This is a genomic window from Emergencia sp. JLR.KK010, from assembly GCF_037018265.1.
GTDB lineage: Bacteria > Bacillota > Clostridia > Peptostreptococcales > Anaerovoracaceae > Senimuribacter > Senimuribacter intestinalis.
Window position 1 is genome coordinate 1033000 of sequence record NZ_CP143550.1, and the last position, 17436, is coordinate 1050435.

Below are 17436 nucleotides of genomic sequence, written 5' to 3' on the forward strand. Positions count from 1 at the left end.
TTAAAACTATTTTTTAGAAATGAGAAGAGAGAATGGGAGGAAAATCTTATGACTAAAAAAAGAATGAAAACTATGGACGGCAACACCGCAGCAGCGCAGGTTTCCTACGCTTTTACCGATGTGGCGGCTATTTACCCGATTACACCTTCATCGACAATGTCAGAGGTGGTAGATGAATGGGCAGCATATGGCAAGAAAAATATTTTTGGACAAACTGTCAGAGTTGCGGAAATGCAGTCTGAGGCGGGCGCTGCAGGAACAGTGCACGGCTCTCTTTCATCAGGCGCTTTGACGACTACATATACTTCGTCACAAGGGCTGCTTTTAATGATTCCAAATATGTACAAGATTGCAGGCGAAATGCTGCCGGCAGTATTTCATGTAGCAGCAAGAACTGTTTCCAGTCATGCCCTTTGTATCTTCGGCGATCATTCCGATGTTATGGCAGCAAGACAGACAGGCTTTGCAATGCTGGCTTCAAGTTCTGTGCAGGAGGTTATGGACCTGGGTGCTGTAGCGCACCTTGCGGCAATCAAAGGCAGTCTGCCTTTTGTACACTTCTTTGACGGTTTCAGAACTTCTCACGAGATTCAGAAAATCGAAACCATCGAGTACGATGAACTGCGAAAGTTAATCGATTTAGATGCAGTCGATAAGTTTAGAAAGAGAGCGCTCAACCCGGAACATCCGATGATTCGCGGTACTGCACAGAATCCGGATATCTTCTTTCAGGCAAGAGAAGCTTCCAACAAGTTCTATGATGAGCTGCCGGAAATCGTAGTAGAATACATGGATAAGATTGGCGAGGTAACCGGTCGCAAGTACAAGCCTTTTGACTATGTCGGTGCGCCTGACGCAGAGAACGTAATCGTGGCGATGGGATCTGTCTGCGAAACCATCGAAGAATCCATGGAAAAACTCCTTGCGGACGGCCACAAGGTTGGTCTGATTAAGGTTAGACTTTACCGTCCTTTCGTAAAGAAATACTTTATGGATGTTCTGCCAAAGACTGTTGAGAGAATTGCAGTGCTGGACAGAACCAAGGAACCAGGTGCCATCGGTGAACCTTTGTATCAGGATATTAAGACTATGCTTTACGGTGAAAAGTATGCGCCGGAAGTTTACGGAGGCAGATACGGTCTGGGCTCCAAGGATGTAACGCCGGGTATGATTCGTGCGGTCTTTGATAATCTGTATCACAAGCATCCGAAAGACCACTTTACCGTAGGAATCGAAGATGATGTAACCGGGCATTCCCTGGGATATACCGTGGGCATTTCCAGAGAACCGGAAGGCACCATCAAATGCAAGTTCTGGGGTCTGGGCTCTGACGGTACAGTCGGCGCTAACAAGACAGCCATTAAGATTATCGGTGATAAGACTGACTTATATGCACAGGGATATTTTGCGTATGACTCCAAAAAATCTGGCGGCGTAACCATTTCTCATCTGCGTTTTGGTAAAAATCCGATTAAGTCGGCTTACGGCATTAACAGAGCGGATTTCGTTGCCTGTCATAACCAGGCATATCTGAGACAGTACGACATGCTGAAGGATCTGCAGAAGGGCGGCACCTTCCTGCTCAACAGTTTGTGGGCACCGGAGGAAATGGACGAACATTTGCCTGCAAGCGTAAAGCGCGCACTGGCAAAGAAAGAAATCAACTTCTATACCATCGACGCATGGAAAATTAGTGAAGCCATCGGTCTTGGCAGCAGAATCAACATGATCATGCAGGCAGCTTTCTTCAAACTGACGGAAGTAATTCCTGTAGATGATGCGATCAAATATCTGAAAGAAGGTATCGAAAAGACATACAAGAAAAAAGGTCAACAGGTCATCGAGATGAACTGGAAGGCTGTTGATGAAGGTATCAACGCAATTCAGAAGGTCGAGATTCCGGCAAGCTGGCTGGATGCAGAAGATCCGAAAGAAAAGGTTCTGGATCTGCCGGTATTCGTAGAAGAAGTGCTGATTCCGATGAATAAACAGGAAGGCGAAGATCTTCCGGTCAGCACCTTTATCAATCACCCGGATGGCTCTTTCCCTCTGGGCACCAGCAGATACGAAAAACGCGGCGTAGCTGTACATCTGCCGAAGTGGGATATGACAAAATGTATCCAGTGCAATCAGTGCTCCTTTGTCTGCCCGCACTCTGCAATCAGACCTGTGCTGCTCAATGATGAGGAACTGGCAGCAGCGCCAAAAGGTTTTGAGACCATCAAAGCGCAGGGCGCACAGCTTGACGGACTGCACTACAGGATGCAGCTTTCTGCTCTTGACTGTATGGGCTGCGGCAACTGCGCAGACATCTGTCCAGCAAAGGAAAAGGCACTTAAGATGGAAGCTTATGCCGATGTGGTTCACGAAGCAGACAACTGGGATTATGCTATGACCATCAAGAAAAAAGACCTGCCAGTTGAAAAGACCAGCGTAAAAGGCAGTCAGTTCTTCCAGCCTTACTTCGAGTTTTCCGGCGCATGTGCAGGCTGCGGTGAAACGCCTTATCTGAAGGTTATCACACAGCTCTTCGGCGACAGAATGATGATTGCCAATGCGACAGGCTGTTCCTCCATCTGGGGCGCATCTGCGCCGTCCATACCATACTGCACGGATGAAAAGGGACACGGACCTGCGTGGGCAAACTCCCTGTTTGAAGATAATGCAGAATTTGGATACGGTATGGTTCTGGCAACCAAACAGATCCGCGACAAGATTGAAAGCAACATGAAAGCGCTTCTCGAGCTGGATATCGATGACGAAATGAAAGACGCTTTCAAAGACTGGTTAGAATACAAGGACCACGGCGAAGAATCTATTGCAGCCAGCCAGAAGGTTCTGGATGCAATAGAGAATATGAAGACTACCGACGAAGTGCTGAAACAGCTTTGTGACAGAATTTTAAGATACAAGGATTACCTCGTAAAGAAATCTATCTGGGCTATCGGCGGTGACGGCTGGGCTTACGATATCGGCTACGGCGGTCTGGATCACGTACTGGCTTCCGGCGAAAATATCAACGTACTGGTATTCGATACAGAGGTTTACTCCAACACTGGCGGTCAGGCATCCAAGGCGACACCGGCAGCAGCAATTGCAAAATTTGCAGCCTCTGGTAAAAGAATCAAGAAGAAAGACCTCGGCATGATGGCAATGTCCTACGGCTATGTATACGTAGCGCAGGTAGGCATGGGCGCTGACAAAGCCCAGTTCATGAAAGCAATCGCTGAAGCTGAAGCTTACGATGGACCATCTCTGATTATCGCTTATGCGCCTTGTATCAACCACGGCATCAAGAAAGGCATGGGCAAATCTCAGGAGAACATCAAGGACGCTGTAGAATCTGGCTACTGGCATCTCTACAGATACAATCCTGAGTTAAAGAAAAAGGGCAGAAATCCGTTTATTCTGGATTCCAAGGCGCCTAGCAAACCGTTCAAAGACTTTATCATGGGTCAGAACAGATATTCTTCCCTGGCGAAGGAATTTCCGCAGAAAGCGGATAAGCTCTTTGAAATGACAGAACAAGACGCTCGTGAAAAATACGAAAATTATAAGAAACTTTCCGAAGAATAATCCAAAACACCTTCTTTATAAAAAGCGGATTGATTGCAGGCAGAAGTGGGCAATCAGTCTGCTTTTGTAATGTACATCCGGAATAATATAGCTGGTTGAGTTTCATGTTGTTCACCTTCCCAAAAGAGTATATAATAATTTTAGAAAAAAGAAAGGAGCAAGAGCATGTGGAATATAGAACAATTCCGTAAAGAACTTGCGGAAATCGTAAATTTAGACAGCAGCAGTGAAGATTTGCAGGATATTGCCGTGATAGGCAGAATGCTCGCGAACCGATTGAGAGATGAAGGCTATCTGGTGGAAACCTTCGATGAGGATACACGCATTGAGGCAAGGACACATGCGGAGAAGGATTTTGATGTGATGTTTGTCGGTCACATGGACACAGTATTTCCGAAAGGAACTGCAGCAGAAAGACCGTACAGGGAAGAAGGTAATCTGGCATACGGACCGGGCGCAGCAGATATGAAGGCTGGACTGGTTCTGGCAATTCATCTTGCGAAACAGCTGAGAGCGGTAAGACCAGAACTTAGAATTTGCCTTGCTTTTAACAGTGATGAGGAAATCGGTTCTGGACGCTCCAAATCCTGGCTGCAGAAACTGGCAAGGCATACCCGGTACGCCTTTGTCTTTGAGCCGGGAAGACAAAATAACGGATTTGTCAGAAGCAGGAAAGGCGGCGCAGATTTGGAAGTGTCCTTTCAGGGGATTGCTGCCCATGCCGGGGTTGCGCCGGAAAAAGGGGCCAATGCCCTTGTGGAAATGGCACGCTGGATTACAGAACTGACGGCGCTGCAGGATTTTTCTGCAGGCACTTCTATTACGGCTGGTGTGGCAGCTGGCGGAACAGCGTCTAATGTAGTAGCGGAAAGGGCGGAAGTTGTATTTGATATTCGTTTTAAGGATTCCCATGCGCTTGAAAAGATTCGGGAGAAGGTGTCTTATTTAAAACAGAATCCAGATGTAAACGGCGTGAAAGCGGAACCAGTCTTTAAAAATGTAATTATGCCGATGAATCCATCAAACGTGACAGAAGAGCTAATGCAGAAGATGAACCAGGCAGCGTCCGGTTTGGGGCAGAGTATTTGCTGGATAGATACCGGCGGTGTATCAGATGCTAATCACATCGCAAGTTTGGGTGTGCCGACTCTTTGTGGATGCGGACCTGTGGGTAACGATATGCACAGCAGCGGAGAGTATTTGGAACTGGACACCATCGAAAAAAGACTGGAACTGATGTATCGACTGATTGTACAACTATAAATATCTTAATTAAAAAAATGCCGCGTCGGTTTTCAACCATGCGGCATCTTTGTGGTCTATATTATGAGAAAATACCCATTTTAAAGAAGGTATCGATTTGTCCCAGAAGAACCAGAACCATCAGCAGCGGCGCTGCGAATTTGATGCAGAAATCGAAGAATTTCTGGGTTCTGAACTTGTTGCCGTTCAGGGTCACTTCTTTGTCTACCAGTTCTGTCGGCAGGATGATTGCCATGTAGCATGCGCCCAGCGGCATGAGAATACCCTCGGATACTAAGTCGAAGGAATCAAGCCAGGTGCTCTGACCAAAAATCTGCGGGAATCCATTGCCGCCAAGTCCATCCAGCGCTACGAAAACGCCTTCCAGACCTACGATAATACCCATAATAGTTACAACCAGTTTTCTGTCAATCGGTTTGCCTTTTTCTGCGCGCTTGTCCATGACGGTGGAGCTGACAGCTTCCAGCAGAGCGATGGAAGAGGTGATAGCTGCGATGAATACCAGACCGTAGAAGATGAATCCGAAGATTGGACCAATTCCTCCCATTGCAGAGAATACAGTCTGCAGTGTTACAAAGAGCAGACCAGGACCGCCTTTAGGATCAAGACCGGAAGCGAATACTGCTGGCATGATGGCAAGTCCTGCCATGATGGCGATGATCGTATCTGCAAGTGGAATAATCAGTGCGCTGCGTTCCAGACTGGCGTCCTTTGTCATATAAGAACCGTAAGTAACAGTGATGCCCATGCCCAGCGACAGGGAGAAGAACATCTGACCGCCTGCTGCGGCAAGAACATTGATAAAGCCTGCGCCCTGGAATACGTCCCAGTTTGGTTTAAACATAAATTCCAGACCTGCAGCTGCGCCCGGCATGGTAACGCTTCTTGCGATAACAATGAGCAGACATACGAATAGCGCCGGCATAGCCACTTTGGTAAACTTCTCAATACCGCTGGAAACGCCGCCGCGAACGATAAAGATAGTCAGCGCGACGAAGATAATGGTGTAAACAGAACTTTGCACCATATCGGTGGAAAATGTACCGAAAAATTCACCGCTATCTGTGGATCCAACGCCAAAGCCTGCACCAAAGAGATCTCCGATATTGGCAATCGCGTATTTCAGACAGTAGCCGCCCAGCATGCAGTAAAAGCCCAGAATCAGCAGCGGAGAAATCCATCCGAACCATCCGATAAACGCATATTTTTTACTTAATGCTTCGTAAGCGCCGACAACACCTTTGCCGGAGTTTCTTCCCAGAGAAAGCTCACCAAGGCAGATTACGTAGCCTACCAGTACGACTAAGATTAGATACAGGATGAGGAAAGCAAATCCTCCACTGATTCCCATCTTGTACGGGAATCCCCATAAGTTGCCAAGACCAACAGCGGAGCCGATTGCGGCCATTAGAAAGCCGAAATTGCTCGCCCATTGACCTTTACCTTGTTGTTGTGTCATGAGATAAAGTCCTCCTAATTGATAATTGCAAATATATAGTTTGTCCTACCATTATATCTGGCTGTAGTGAAGTTGTCAATCATAACATAAAGCCTTTTGGAAATTTGTTATATGACATAAAAAACTGAATAAAATTGGATTCCTTTTAATGTATGAAAATAGACGAAAGAAAGCAGAAACCGGGATTGAGAAGAATCCCGGTTTCTGCGTCGTTTATGCAAATCGTGCATATGTATGTGGTCTTATTAGAATAAATCTGTGAAGTCGAAGAATCCGTCTAGAGATACGATAATCAAAATACCGCAGATGATTGGATCCAGCCATTTTAGACAGAAATGTACGAAACCTTTTGTTTTGAAGTCGGAACCTTCTGAAACTTCCTCGTCGAGGAATCTCAGTCTGGTCCAGCCAAGCATGACTGCCATACCGGTAGCACCGATTGGCATCAGCAGACCTTCTGCAAACAAATCGAAGAAGTCCAGCCATACCTTATCAGCTTCAGGCCCAAGGAGTGCAGCCAGCGGATTCCACCAACCGGAAGAACCAAGACCATCACCGGTTACGATTAAGTTACCAGCAAGAGCAATTACTGCAGTCAGGGCAACGCATTTTGCTCTTCCGCCCATCTTGCCTTTTCTTTCCTGTGCGTCTACCATAGCCTGGATACCGCCTTCCATCATACCGATGGAGGAAGACAGTGCTGCGAAGAATACCAGCAGGAAGAAGATTACGCTGAAGATAGGACCGATTGCGCCCATGTTCTGGAATACAGTTACCATAGTGGAGAACAGAAGCCCAGGACCTGCACCCGGTTCCAGACCGTATGCGAATACTGCAGGGAAGATGCAGACGCCAGCCATAACCGCAACCAGAGTATCTGCAACAGCTACGATTGCTGCGTTCTTTTCTAGGTTTTCACTCTTGTTCAGTTTAGCACCATATGCAATCAGACAACCGGATGCCAGTGACAGTGAGAAGAAGCACTGATTTCCTGCAGCGCCCAGAACACCAATCCAGCCAGTGCCTTTAAATGCGCTCATATCAGGCTTGAAGATGAAAGCGAGACCTTCGCCTGCGCCTGGCAGAGTAACTGCTCTGATAATGATGATAATCATGCATACAATCAGGGCAGGAATGGCTACCTTACAGAATTTCTCAATACCGGATGTACCCAGATAAACGATAAGTACAGTCAGTGCCCAGAAAGCTACCATGTAGAGAATTGCCGGCATACCGCTGGAAATGAAACCGCTGAAGTATTCACCGGCATTAGCGGTACCAAGATCGCCGGCACCCACTAACCAGCCGATGGATGCAACCAGATATTTGGTGATGTATCCGCCGAATGTGCAGTAGAATGCAACCAGGAAATAAGGTACGATTGTTTCAATGATACCAAAAATCTTGAAACTCTTGTTTGTGTTTTCAAAGCCCTCAATTGCAGCTTTGCCTGTTTTACGACCGATGGCAAATTCACCCATCAGCAGCGGATAACCTACGACTACCAGGAAGAACAGATAACAGAGCAGGAATACAAATCCACCCATGTTACCCATCTTAAACGGGAAGGACCAAAGGTTACCCAGACCTACAGCCGATCCGATGGAAGCCATCAGGAATCCAAAGTTACTGTTAAAGCCTTTGTTGTTCTTGTTGTCCATTGAACTACCTCCTAATTAGGATAAAATAAATGCATAAAAATAACTTATACAGCTTCATTATATGTGAAAGATGGGTAAAAAGTCAACATGTATACACATCTGAACAAAGAAAAATCTGATAATTGAAAAAACACCACCAAAAAAGAAAGGTTTTTTGGTTCGGTGACACAAAAATGCACAATCTGGCATATATTACATGTAATATGACTTTAGGACAAGAAGGTTTGATATGGGAAACAGAAATTTTCTGATTGGTAACTATTGAGATTTAGATAGATTTCACGTATACTAATTAGAAAGCTTTTTATAGGAGGTATACTTGTGGCAATAGAGAAAGTGAGAGAATATTTTGGGCAATATGGACTAGAAGATAGAATTCAGGAGTTTGACGTTTCTAGTGCAACTGTGGAATTGGCGGCTCATGCGGTAGGTGTTTCGGGCGCAAGAATTTGTAAAACGCTGTCTTTCAAAAGTGAAGACGGCTGTATTCTGATTCAGATGGCGGGAGATTCGAAGGTAGATAACCGGAAGTTTAAGGACTATTTTGGATTTAAGGCAAAAATGCTGTCTGCTGAAGAAGTGGAATTCTATACAGGACATGCCGTTGGCGGCGTTTGTGCTTTTGCTGTCGAAAATCCCAAAGTGCGGATTTTTTGTGATGTGTCTATGAAACGATTTGAGACGGTGTTTCCTGCCTGCGGCAGTGCAAACAGTGCCATCGAACTGACTTGCGATGAGATTTTCGGGTTTTCCAAGTCAGAAGCGTGGATTGATGTAAGCAAACTGCCAGAGGAGGAGTAAACTGCATGGAACTGACAAAAAAACAGAGAACAAAAAAAGAATTACGAAGAATTCTTTTCTGTACGGCAGGGGCACTCCTTTACGCTTTTAATCTGAGAAGCTTTGTTCGAACCGGGGGATTGTTTCCTGGAGGCTTTGCGGGAATTACGATTCTGCTTCAGCAGATTGCGGATACATTTCTGGGACTGTCCATTCCGTATACGGTACTGTATATTCCGCTGAATTTGGTTCCTATTTATATAGGTATTAAGTATCTGGGAAAACGATTTACATTTTATTCCGTTTATGTGATTGTATTGAGCAGTTTCATGACGGATATTCTGTCAGCTGTGACAATTACTTATGATGTACTTCTGATCTGCATTTTCGGAGGCATTCTAAACGGTGTAGCAATCAGTCTGGCGCTTTACGTGGGGGCCAGTGCAGGTGGTACCGATTTCATATCCATTTACTTCTCTCAGAAGAAAGGCATTGACGCGTGGAACTATATCTTTATGGGCAATGTGTGTATTCTTGTTGCGGCAGGCATTCTTTTCGGTTTTGATAAAGCATTGTACTCAATTATTTTTCAGTTTTGCTCTACGCAGGTTATACAGATGCTGTACAAAAGATATCAGAAGCATACGCTGCTGATTATCACGGAGCAGCCCAATGTAATTTACGGTAGGATCAAGGCGATTACCAACCATGACGCAACCCATTTTAAGGGAATTGGGTGTTATCAGGGAACAGAACGGAATATGCTGTATTCTGTGGTTTCCAGTGAAGAGGTAAACAAAGTTCTTGCAGCGATTATGGATGCTGATCCGGGCGCGTTTGTTAACGTGATTAAGACGGAACAAATTGGCGGCTGGTTCTATAACAGACCTAACGACTAACATATATTTAAATACAAAAAAGGGATGCATGACTGCACCATTTTCCTTAAACGGTATCCGCACCATTTATGAACCAATAAGGTCTTATGGTGCGGATTTTTACGTTCCACTTTGAGATGGCTTCCTTTAGAGCAAATTGAAAGAAAAACGAACATTTGTTTGCAAAGGCGATGAGTTTATGGTATAATAAACTCATTCTTGCAAAGAATTTTTTATTAGATTAAGATTAAGAAGGAACTCTTTTGGGTAAACAGATTGAATTGCTGTTTTTTACAGTAGTTCCAAAGATATTCAAGACAAAGACTGATTCATAGGGGAGGAACTTTCATGAGTCAATTCAAATTAGTATCAGAATATAATGCTATGGGTGACCAGCCACAGGCAATAGATAAGCTGGTCAGCGGGATTCTGGACGGAAAGAAGCACCAGACACTCATGGGCGTCACCGGTTCCGGAAAGACCTTTACCATGGCGAACATCATAGAAAAGGTACAGAAGCCGACCCTTGTTATTTCTCATAACAAGACGCTGGCAGCTCAGCTTCACGGTGAGTTTAAGGAGTTTTTTCCAGAGAACGCGGTAGAGTATTTTGTGTCCTACTACGATTACTATCAGCCGGAGGCGTATGTGCCGTCTACCGATACCTATATTGAGAAGGATTCCGATATCAACGACGAAATAGAAAAGCTGCGCCACTCGGCAACAGCAGCTTTGGCCGAGCGGCGCGATGTCATCATCGTGGCATCTGTTTCCTGCATTTATGGACTGGGAAGCCCTTTTGATTATGAAAATCAGATGATTTCATTGCGGCCGGGGATGGAGAAGCCCCGCAATGAAATTTTGCGCAAACTGATAGACATCCAGTATGTCCGAAACGATTTGGAATTTGAGAGAGGCACCTTCCGCGTGCGGGGAGATATCATCGATATCTTTCCGGCAGGGTCCGATAAGGCAGTTCGCATAGAACTCTTCGGTGACGAGGTGGAGAGTATTAAAGAGATGAATCCGCTGACAGGAGAAATTCTGGGACTTAGGAACCACATCGCAATTTACCCGGCATCCCACTATGTTACCTCCAAGGAGAATATGGAGCGGGCGCTGGTCACCATAGAGGATGAGCTGGATCAGAGAGTGCGCTGGTTTAAGGATCGGGGTAAACTGCTGGAAGCGCAGAGAATTGAGCAGAGAACCAGATACGATATGGAAATGCTCAGAGAAATCGGCACCTGCAAGGGAATCGAAAACTATTCCCGTCATATCAATGGCCTTGCGCCGGGCACCAGACCGTATACTTTGATAGACTATTTTCCCGATGATTTTCTGCTGATGATAGACGAGTCTCATGTCATGCTGCCGCAGCTTCGTGCCATGTATGCAGGGGATCGATCGCGGAAATCATCGTTAGTAGAGTACGGATTCAGACTGCCGTCAGCGCTGGATAACAGACCGCTGCAGTTTGAAGAATGGCAGGGACTTGTCAATCAGGCAGTGTATGTCAGCGCCACGCCAGCATCGTATGAGAGAGAAAAGGCTGGCGGCATTACAGCAGAGCAGATTATCAGACCGACAGGTCTTTTGGACCCGCCGATTGAAGTGCGAAAGACCGAAGGACAGATTGACGACCTGATTGGCGAACTGAAACAGACCGCTGCCAAAGGAGAACGTGCCTTTGTCACCACTTTGACCAAGAAGATGGCAGAGAGCCTGACAACCTATTTGACCAATGCTGGAATCAGAGTCAGATACCTTCATTCGGAGGTGGATACTTTGGAACGCCTTGAGATTATCAGGGATTTACGCCTCGGAGAGTTTGACGTGCTGGTTGGCATCAATCTGCTGAGAGAGGGACTGGATATTCCGGAGGTATCGCTGGTGGCAATTTTGGATGCCGACAAGGAAGGTTTCCTCAGAACGGAGACTTCACTGATTCAGACCATCGGCCGTGCCGCTCGTAACGTAGATGGCAAGGTTGTTATGTATGCAGATTATATCAGCAAAGCTATGAAGGCGGCAATCGACGAGACGCAGCGAAGAAGAGGCATTCAGGCGAGGTATAACGAGGAACACGGAATTACGCCGAAGAGTGTACAGAAATCAGTCCGCGCGGTCATTGAGGCAACCAAACCAGCAGAGGATGAGGGCAGATATAAGGGCAAGAAGCCGATAGAAATGACCCAGAAGGAACTGAAGGATTACGTAAAGGAATTAGAAAAAGAAATGAAGGATGCTGCGCAGAACTTGCAGTTTGAACGTGCGGCGCAGCTGCGTGACCAGATATTTGAATATAAGAGCCGGCTGTCATAAGGTTGGCGTGATTTGCGGCGCAACCGTCGGTATAGACTAGACGTAACATAGAGATAATTTTACAGAAACGGAGTTAGATATATGGCAAATGAAATTATTGTAAAAGGTGCCAACGAGAATAATCTGAAACACATCGATGTAAAAATCCCGAGAGATAAGATGGTGGTTTTGACCGGTCTTTCCGGTTCAGGAAAATCTTCGCTGGCATTTGATACGATTTATGCAGAGGGACAGAGACGATATGTGGAGAGTCTTTCTTCCTATGCGAGACAGTTTCTGGGACAGATGGATAAACCGGATGTAGAGCTGATTGAAGGGCTTTCACCTGCGATTTCCATCGACCAGAAGACCACCAGCAAGAATCCCCGCTCCACAGTGGGAACGGTGACAGAAATCCACGATTACCTGAGACTGCTTTATGCGAGAATCGGACAGCCGCACTGCCCGGTCTGCGGACAGCCTATCACCAGTCAGTCTGTGGATCAGATGGTGGATACGATTATGGAATTCCCGGAAGGCACCAAACTGATGATTATGGCGCCGGTTGTCAGGCAGCGTAAGGGCGAGCATGAGAAGATTCTGGAGCGAATTCGCAAAGAGGGATTTACCAGAGTCAGAATCGATGGGGAAATCAGGCTAATTAATGAAGAAGAAATCAAGCTGGACAAAAAGTTCAAGCATACCATAGAAATTGTCGTCGACCGTATCATCATCAAAGACGGACAGGAAAGCCGTATTTCGGAAGCAGTTGAATTGGCAATGCATCAGGGTGACGGTCTGGTTGTGGTGCAGTTTGTGGACAAGGATTATTCTGTAGAGAAGACCTTCTCTACCAAGCTGGCGTGTCCGGAACACGGTGTCAGCATTGAGGAACTGGAACCGAGAATGTTCTCTTTTAACAGTCCCTTCGGGGCGTGTCCGTCCTGCAACGGGCTGGGATTTACCCAGAAAATTGATCCGGAGTTGATTATCCAGACGGACAAGAGCATTATCAAAGGAGCCCTCGGCAATATTTTTGCGTCCATGGAATTTTCTGGGTTTTACAGACAGATGATTGATGCTTTGGCAAGAGACCACGGTGTGGATTTGAATACCCCTTATGAGGAACTACCTGAGAAGTTCAAGAAAGAACTGCTCTATGGCACAGGTACGCGCCACCTGAAATACACTTATGTCAGCAGAAGCAGCGGAAGCAAATCCGAAAGAGATCATCCTTTTGAAGGGGTAATCAACAACTTAGAGCGGCGTTATCGTGAAACTAATTCTGATTTCATGAAAGAGCGTATGGCAAAATATATGACAGTGCGGGATTGTCCCGACTGTAAAGGAAAGAGGCTGAAACCGGAGGTTCTTGCAGTTACTGTAGGAGGAAAGAATCTGGCAGAGCTTTCCGACCTTTCTATTCGTGAAGCTTACGAATTTATTGATCAGCTGCAGCTGACCGAAAAGGAAGCAATCATCGGCAGACAGATTATCAAGGAAATCAAAGAAAGACTGAATTTCCTGATTAACGTAGGACTGGATTACTTGACCCTTTCACGGGCAGCGGGGACCCTTTCCGGCGGTGAATCCCAACGAATCCGTCTTGCGACGCAGATTGGTTCCAGCCTTATGGGTGTGCTTTATATTCTGGATGAGCCTAGTATCGGGCTGCATCAAAAAGATAATGAAAAGCTGCTGGCAACATTGCGGGAGCTGACTGATTTAGGAAATACCCTGCTGGTCGTGGAACACGATGAGGATACTATGTACGCCGCGGATCACATCATCGATATCGGACCTGCGGCAGGCGTTTACGGCGGTGAACTGGTGGCGCAGGGAACAGTCGAGGATATCATGGCGTGTCCTGACTCCATTACGGGGCAGTATCTATCCGGCAAAAAATCCATCGCTGTACCGAAGTCAAGAAGGGAAGGAAACGGTAAGTGTATCACCATCAAAGGTGCTGAAGAAAACAACTTAAAGAAAGTAAACGTGGACATACCCCTTGGGAAATTCGTCTGCGTCACTGGGGTTTCCGGTTCAGGCAAGAGCAGCCTTGTCAACCAGATTCTGTATAAAGGCGCGGCAAAGCTGATTAACAGAACAAAGGACGAAGCTGGCAAGTTTAAGAATATGACCGGACTTGAACACATCGACAAGGTCATCAACATTGACCAGTCTCCAATCGGAAGAACTCCTCGTTCCAATCCGGCGACATATACCGGCATGTTCACCCACATCAGAGACCTCTTTGCAAGCCTTCCGGAATCCAAAATCCGCGGTTTTGAAAAAGGCAGATTCAGCTTCAATGTAAAAGGCGGCAGATGTGAGGCGTGCAGCGGTGACGGTATTATCAAGATAGAAATGCACTTCCTGCCTGATGTTTATGTACCTTGCGAAGTGTGCAAAGGGAAGAGATATAACAGAGAAACATTGGAAGTGAAATATAAAGGCAAGAGCATTTTTGACGTGCTGGATATGAGCGTATCCGAGGCTTTGGACTTTTTCAAAAACCTTCCTACTATCAAACGACAGCTGGATACTCTCAACGAGGTGGGACTCGATTATGTCAAACTGGGACAGCCATCAACCCAGCTTTCCGGCGGTGAAGCGCAGAGAATCAAGCTGGCGTCGGAACTTTCCAAGAGGAGTACGGGAAAAACACTGTATATTTTAGACGAGCCAACTACAGGGCTTCATTTTGCTGATGTAGATAAACTGATTGCAGTGCTTGATAAGCTGGTGGACGCAGGCAATACTGTGGTTGTCATTGAGCATAATTTGGATGTCATCAAGAGGGCGGACCATGTAATCGACTTAGGACCGGATGGTGGAAACCGTGGAGGCACCATAGTTGCTACAGGAACTCCGGAGGAGATTGCAGCGTGCAAAAAATCTTATACTGGAGAGTTCTTGAAGAAAATTCTGAAATAGTGTATAATACTAAATTGTACCTTTCGATACGTGCCTGTGGCGGGCAGAGAAAGGCATAGATATGATTTGGATTGTATACTAAAGGAGATTATCCCAATGATGAAAAATGAAAACCTGACGATGCTGACGGATTTCTATGAAATCACTATGGCAAATGGATATTTTCAGTCAGGTAATGTAGAAGAAGATATCGCTTATTTTGATATGTTCTTTAGAAAAGTGCCCGATGGCGGCGGCTATGCAGTGATGGCGGGAGTGGAACAACTCATTGACTATTTGAGAGATTTGCATTTTACAGAAGAAGACATTGTCTATTTAAGAGAGAAAGGAATTTTTTGTGAAGATTTTCTGGATTATCTGAAAGACTTTAAATTTTCCTGTGATGTCTGGGCGGTACCGGAGGGAACACCAATTTTTCCCCATGAACCGATTTTGACGGTGAGAGGGCCTGTAATTCAGGCGCAGTTCATTGAAACAATGGTGCTTTTAATCATTAATCACCAGAGTTTGATTGCAACCAAGGCAAATCGTATCGTCAGAGCGGCACAGGGAAGACCTGTCATGGAGTTTGGGACGAGAAGAGCCCATGGCACTGCAGCAGCGGTCTACGGCGCTCGTGCGGCATATATCGGAGGCTGTGCAGGAACAGCATGTGCCATCGCAGACAGAGATTTTGGCATTACAGCCCTTGGGACTATGGCTCACAGCTGGGTCCAGATGTTCCCGTCCGAATACGAGGCATTTAAAAAGTATGCCGAAATTTATCCAGAAAATTGTACCTTGTTGGTGGATACCTATAATGTGCTGAAGTCCGGCGTGCCTAATGCAATCAAGGTGTTCAAGGAAGCACAGCCAAAGAAGATGGGCATTCGTATCGACAGCGGCGATGTGGCTTACCTGACAAAGAAGGCCAGGAAAATGCTGGACGAAGCCGGTCTTACGGATTGTACTATTACGGTATCTAATTCGCTGGACGAGTACATCATTAGGGATGTCATTATGGAGGGCGCACAGATTGATTCCTTTGGCGTGGGTGAACGACTGATTACAGCCAAGTCGGAACCGGTCTTTGGCGGTGTATATAAACTGGCGGCTTTGGAACAGGAAGGAAAAATCATTCCTAAGATTAAAATTTCTGAGAATGTGGAGAAGATTACGAATCCTGGCTTTAAGTCTCTGTTCCGACTCTTCGACAAGGAGACAGGAAAAGCTTTGGCAGACGTTTTAACTGTAGATGGTGAAGAAATTCCTGAAGTAGACGGATATGAAATCTTTGATCCAAATGCAGTATGGAAAAAGAAAAAACTTTATAATTTCTACGTAAAAAATCTTAGAGTACAGCTCTTTGACAAGGGGGAATGTGTATATGAAAACCCATCTATCGAAGAGATTAGAACGTATTGCTCACAGCAAATAGAGACGCTTTGGAGTGAGACACTGCGTTTTGAAAATCCACAAACATATTATGTGGATTTATCCCAGAATCTGTGGAATATGAAGAACCAGCTTCTGGAAGAACATACTGTGCGGTAGACTGTAGAATCGGACAATAAATTTTTTAAAGACCAGCATATTTTTGCTGGTCTTTTGGTATATTCCATAGTAAAATAAATAAAAGTAAGCTTTTGGATAGAGAGGATCTTGTATGCGACATGTTATTGTCTTTCTTTATATATTTGCAATTCTGATAGGCGCCTGCGGGCTGACCATACAGTGGCTGGCAGGAAAAGGAGATAAAGAAAAGCAGTTTGCTTCCATGAAACCCTTTGTAATCATGCTCCTGTTCATGAATGTTTATGACTTTGTGATTTACTACTGTGATAACATTATACACATAGAAACTTCCTTGCTGATTAGTATCGGCGATTGTTTCATTGCAGTTCTGGTATATCTGTGGCTCCGGGTCAGCAACAGTATTACCGGCGTAGAGGAAGAGAGCCGGTTTACGGGTTTTGCGTCGGTCTACGTGTTTTTTTATGGAATTATCTGGATGGCGGCGATCATTCTGTTTAGAGAAATTTACTGGATTAGACTGATTATTGATGTGCCTCTCATTGGTCTTCTGATTGTGGGCAGTATCAGCAGCATTTTAAACAGTGTTCGCAGCAAAGCGCCTAAACGATTTATCGCCTATAAGATCGTTATTACGTTTTTTATGACGGTAAACTATATCAGCTATTTCATCAGTGAAAGCGGCTGGATTGACGGTGATAAAGAGGTGGTTATGAATATAACCATCTACTATTGGCTGGTAATCAACGCAGCAAATATGGTACTGCAGTACAAGAGGGATTTCAGAAGTTCTTATACGTCTGAGGCGCCGGTAGTAATGGAACTTTCTGAGGCGCTTGCCAATGTGCAGAACAAATATGAATTGACTAAAAGAGAGATTGAAATTCTCGAAGAAATTTACAGCGGCAAGACCAACACACAGATTGCCGAAGCTCTGTTTATTTCAGAAAGCACCGTAAAGGCGCATGTCTACAACTTATTTAGAAAGCTTGGTGTTAAGAGCAGAGTAGAAGCGGTGTGCATAGTAAGAGAAGAAAAAGAACCGAAAGCATAAAAGAGGCTGTCT

General features: G+C 45.5%; 10 protein-coding genes. 8 read left to right on the forward strand and 2 right to left on the reverse strand.

Annotated features, from left to right (window positions below):
* The first annotated feature begins 48 nt into the window (after window positions 1-48).
* Both nifJ and V1225_RS04900 read left to right on the forward strand, forming a co-directional pair.
* Window positions 49-3576, forward strand: a complete 3528-nt coding sequence (gene nifJ / locus V1225_RS04895; RefSeq protein ID WP_338547693.1) for a pyruvate:ferredoxin (flavodoxin) oxidoreductase — start codon at window positions 49-51, stop codon at window positions 3574-3576.
* A gap of 165 nt (window positions 3577-3741) precedes the next feature.
* On the forward strand, window positions 3742-4839 hold the full coding sequence (locus V1225_RS04900; RefSeq protein ID WP_338547694.1) for a M20 family metallopeptidase: 1098 nt from the start codon (window positions 3742-3744) through the stop codon (window positions 4837-4839).
* A 61-nt stretch (window positions 4840-4900) separates the two neighbouring features.
* On the opposite strand, the gene V1225_RS04905 is transcribed toward V1225_RS04900, so the two are convergent.
* Both V1225_RS04905 and V1225_RS04910 read right to left on the reverse strand, forming a co-directional pair.
* On the reverse strand, window positions 4901-6298 hold the full coding sequence (locus tag V1225_RS04905) for a sodium-dependent transporter (RefSeq protein ID WP_160202041.1): 1398 nt from the start codon (window positions 6296-6298) through the stop codon (window positions 4901-4903).
* A 245-nt stretch (window positions 6299-6543) separates the two neighbouring features.
* Complete coding sequence (locus V1225_RS04910; protein WP_160202042.1) at window positions 6544-7959, reverse strand: sodium-dependent transporter; 1416 nt, start codon at window positions 7957-7959, stop codon at window positions 6544-6546.
* A gap of 321 nt (window positions 7960-8280) precedes the next feature.
* Between V1225_RS04910 and V1225_RS04915 the strand changes: the two genes are divergently transcribed.
* The 6 genes from V1225_RS04915 to V1225_RS04940 all read left to right on the forward strand — a co-directional run bounded on the left by V1225_RS04915 (window position 8281) and on the right by V1225_RS04940 (window position 17424).
* Window positions 8281-8760: a YbaK/EbsC family protein gene (locus V1225_RS04915; protein WP_160202043.1), complete on the forward strand. Its 480-nt coding sequence runs from the start codon at window positions 8281-8283 to the stop codon at window positions 8758-8760.
* A 5-nt stretch (window positions 8761-8765) separates the two neighbouring features.
* The gene (locus V1225_RS04920; protein ID WP_160202044.1) at window positions 8766-9638 is read left to right on the forward strand and encodes a YitT family protein; all 873 of its coding nucleotides are present in this window, start codon (window positions 8766-8768) and stop codon (window positions 9636-9638) included.
* Window positions 9639-9965: 327 nt separating this feature from the next.
* Window positions 9966-11942: an excinuclease ABC subunit UvrB gene (gene uvrB / locus V1225_RS04925; RefSeq protein ID WP_251613441.1), complete on the forward strand. Its 1977-nt coding sequence runs from the start codon at window positions 9966-9968 to the stop codon at window positions 11940-11942.
* Between the two features lie 81 nt (window positions 11943-12023).
* A complete protein-coding gene (gene uvrA, locus V1225_RS04930) occupies window positions 12024-14858 on the forward strand; it encodes an excinuclease ABC subunit UvrA (RefSeq protein WP_161908384.1) in 2835 nt (944 codons plus the stop codon).
* 96 nt (window positions 14859-14954) lie between these two features.
* Window positions 14955-16391 (forward strand): nicotinate phosphoribosyltransferase, encoded by a 1437-nt coding sequence (locus V1225_RS04935; protein ID WP_330588304.1) that lies wholly within the window; start codon window positions 14955-14957, stop codon window positions 16389-16391.
* A 112-nt stretch (window positions 16392-16503) separates the two neighbouring features.
* Window positions 16504-17424: a response regulator transcription factor gene (locus tag V1225_RS04940; RefSeq protein WP_275557582.1), complete on the forward strand. Its 921-nt coding sequence runs from the start codon at window positions 16504-16506 to the stop codon at window positions 17422-17424.
* Window positions 17425-17436: the final 12 nt, after the last annotated feature.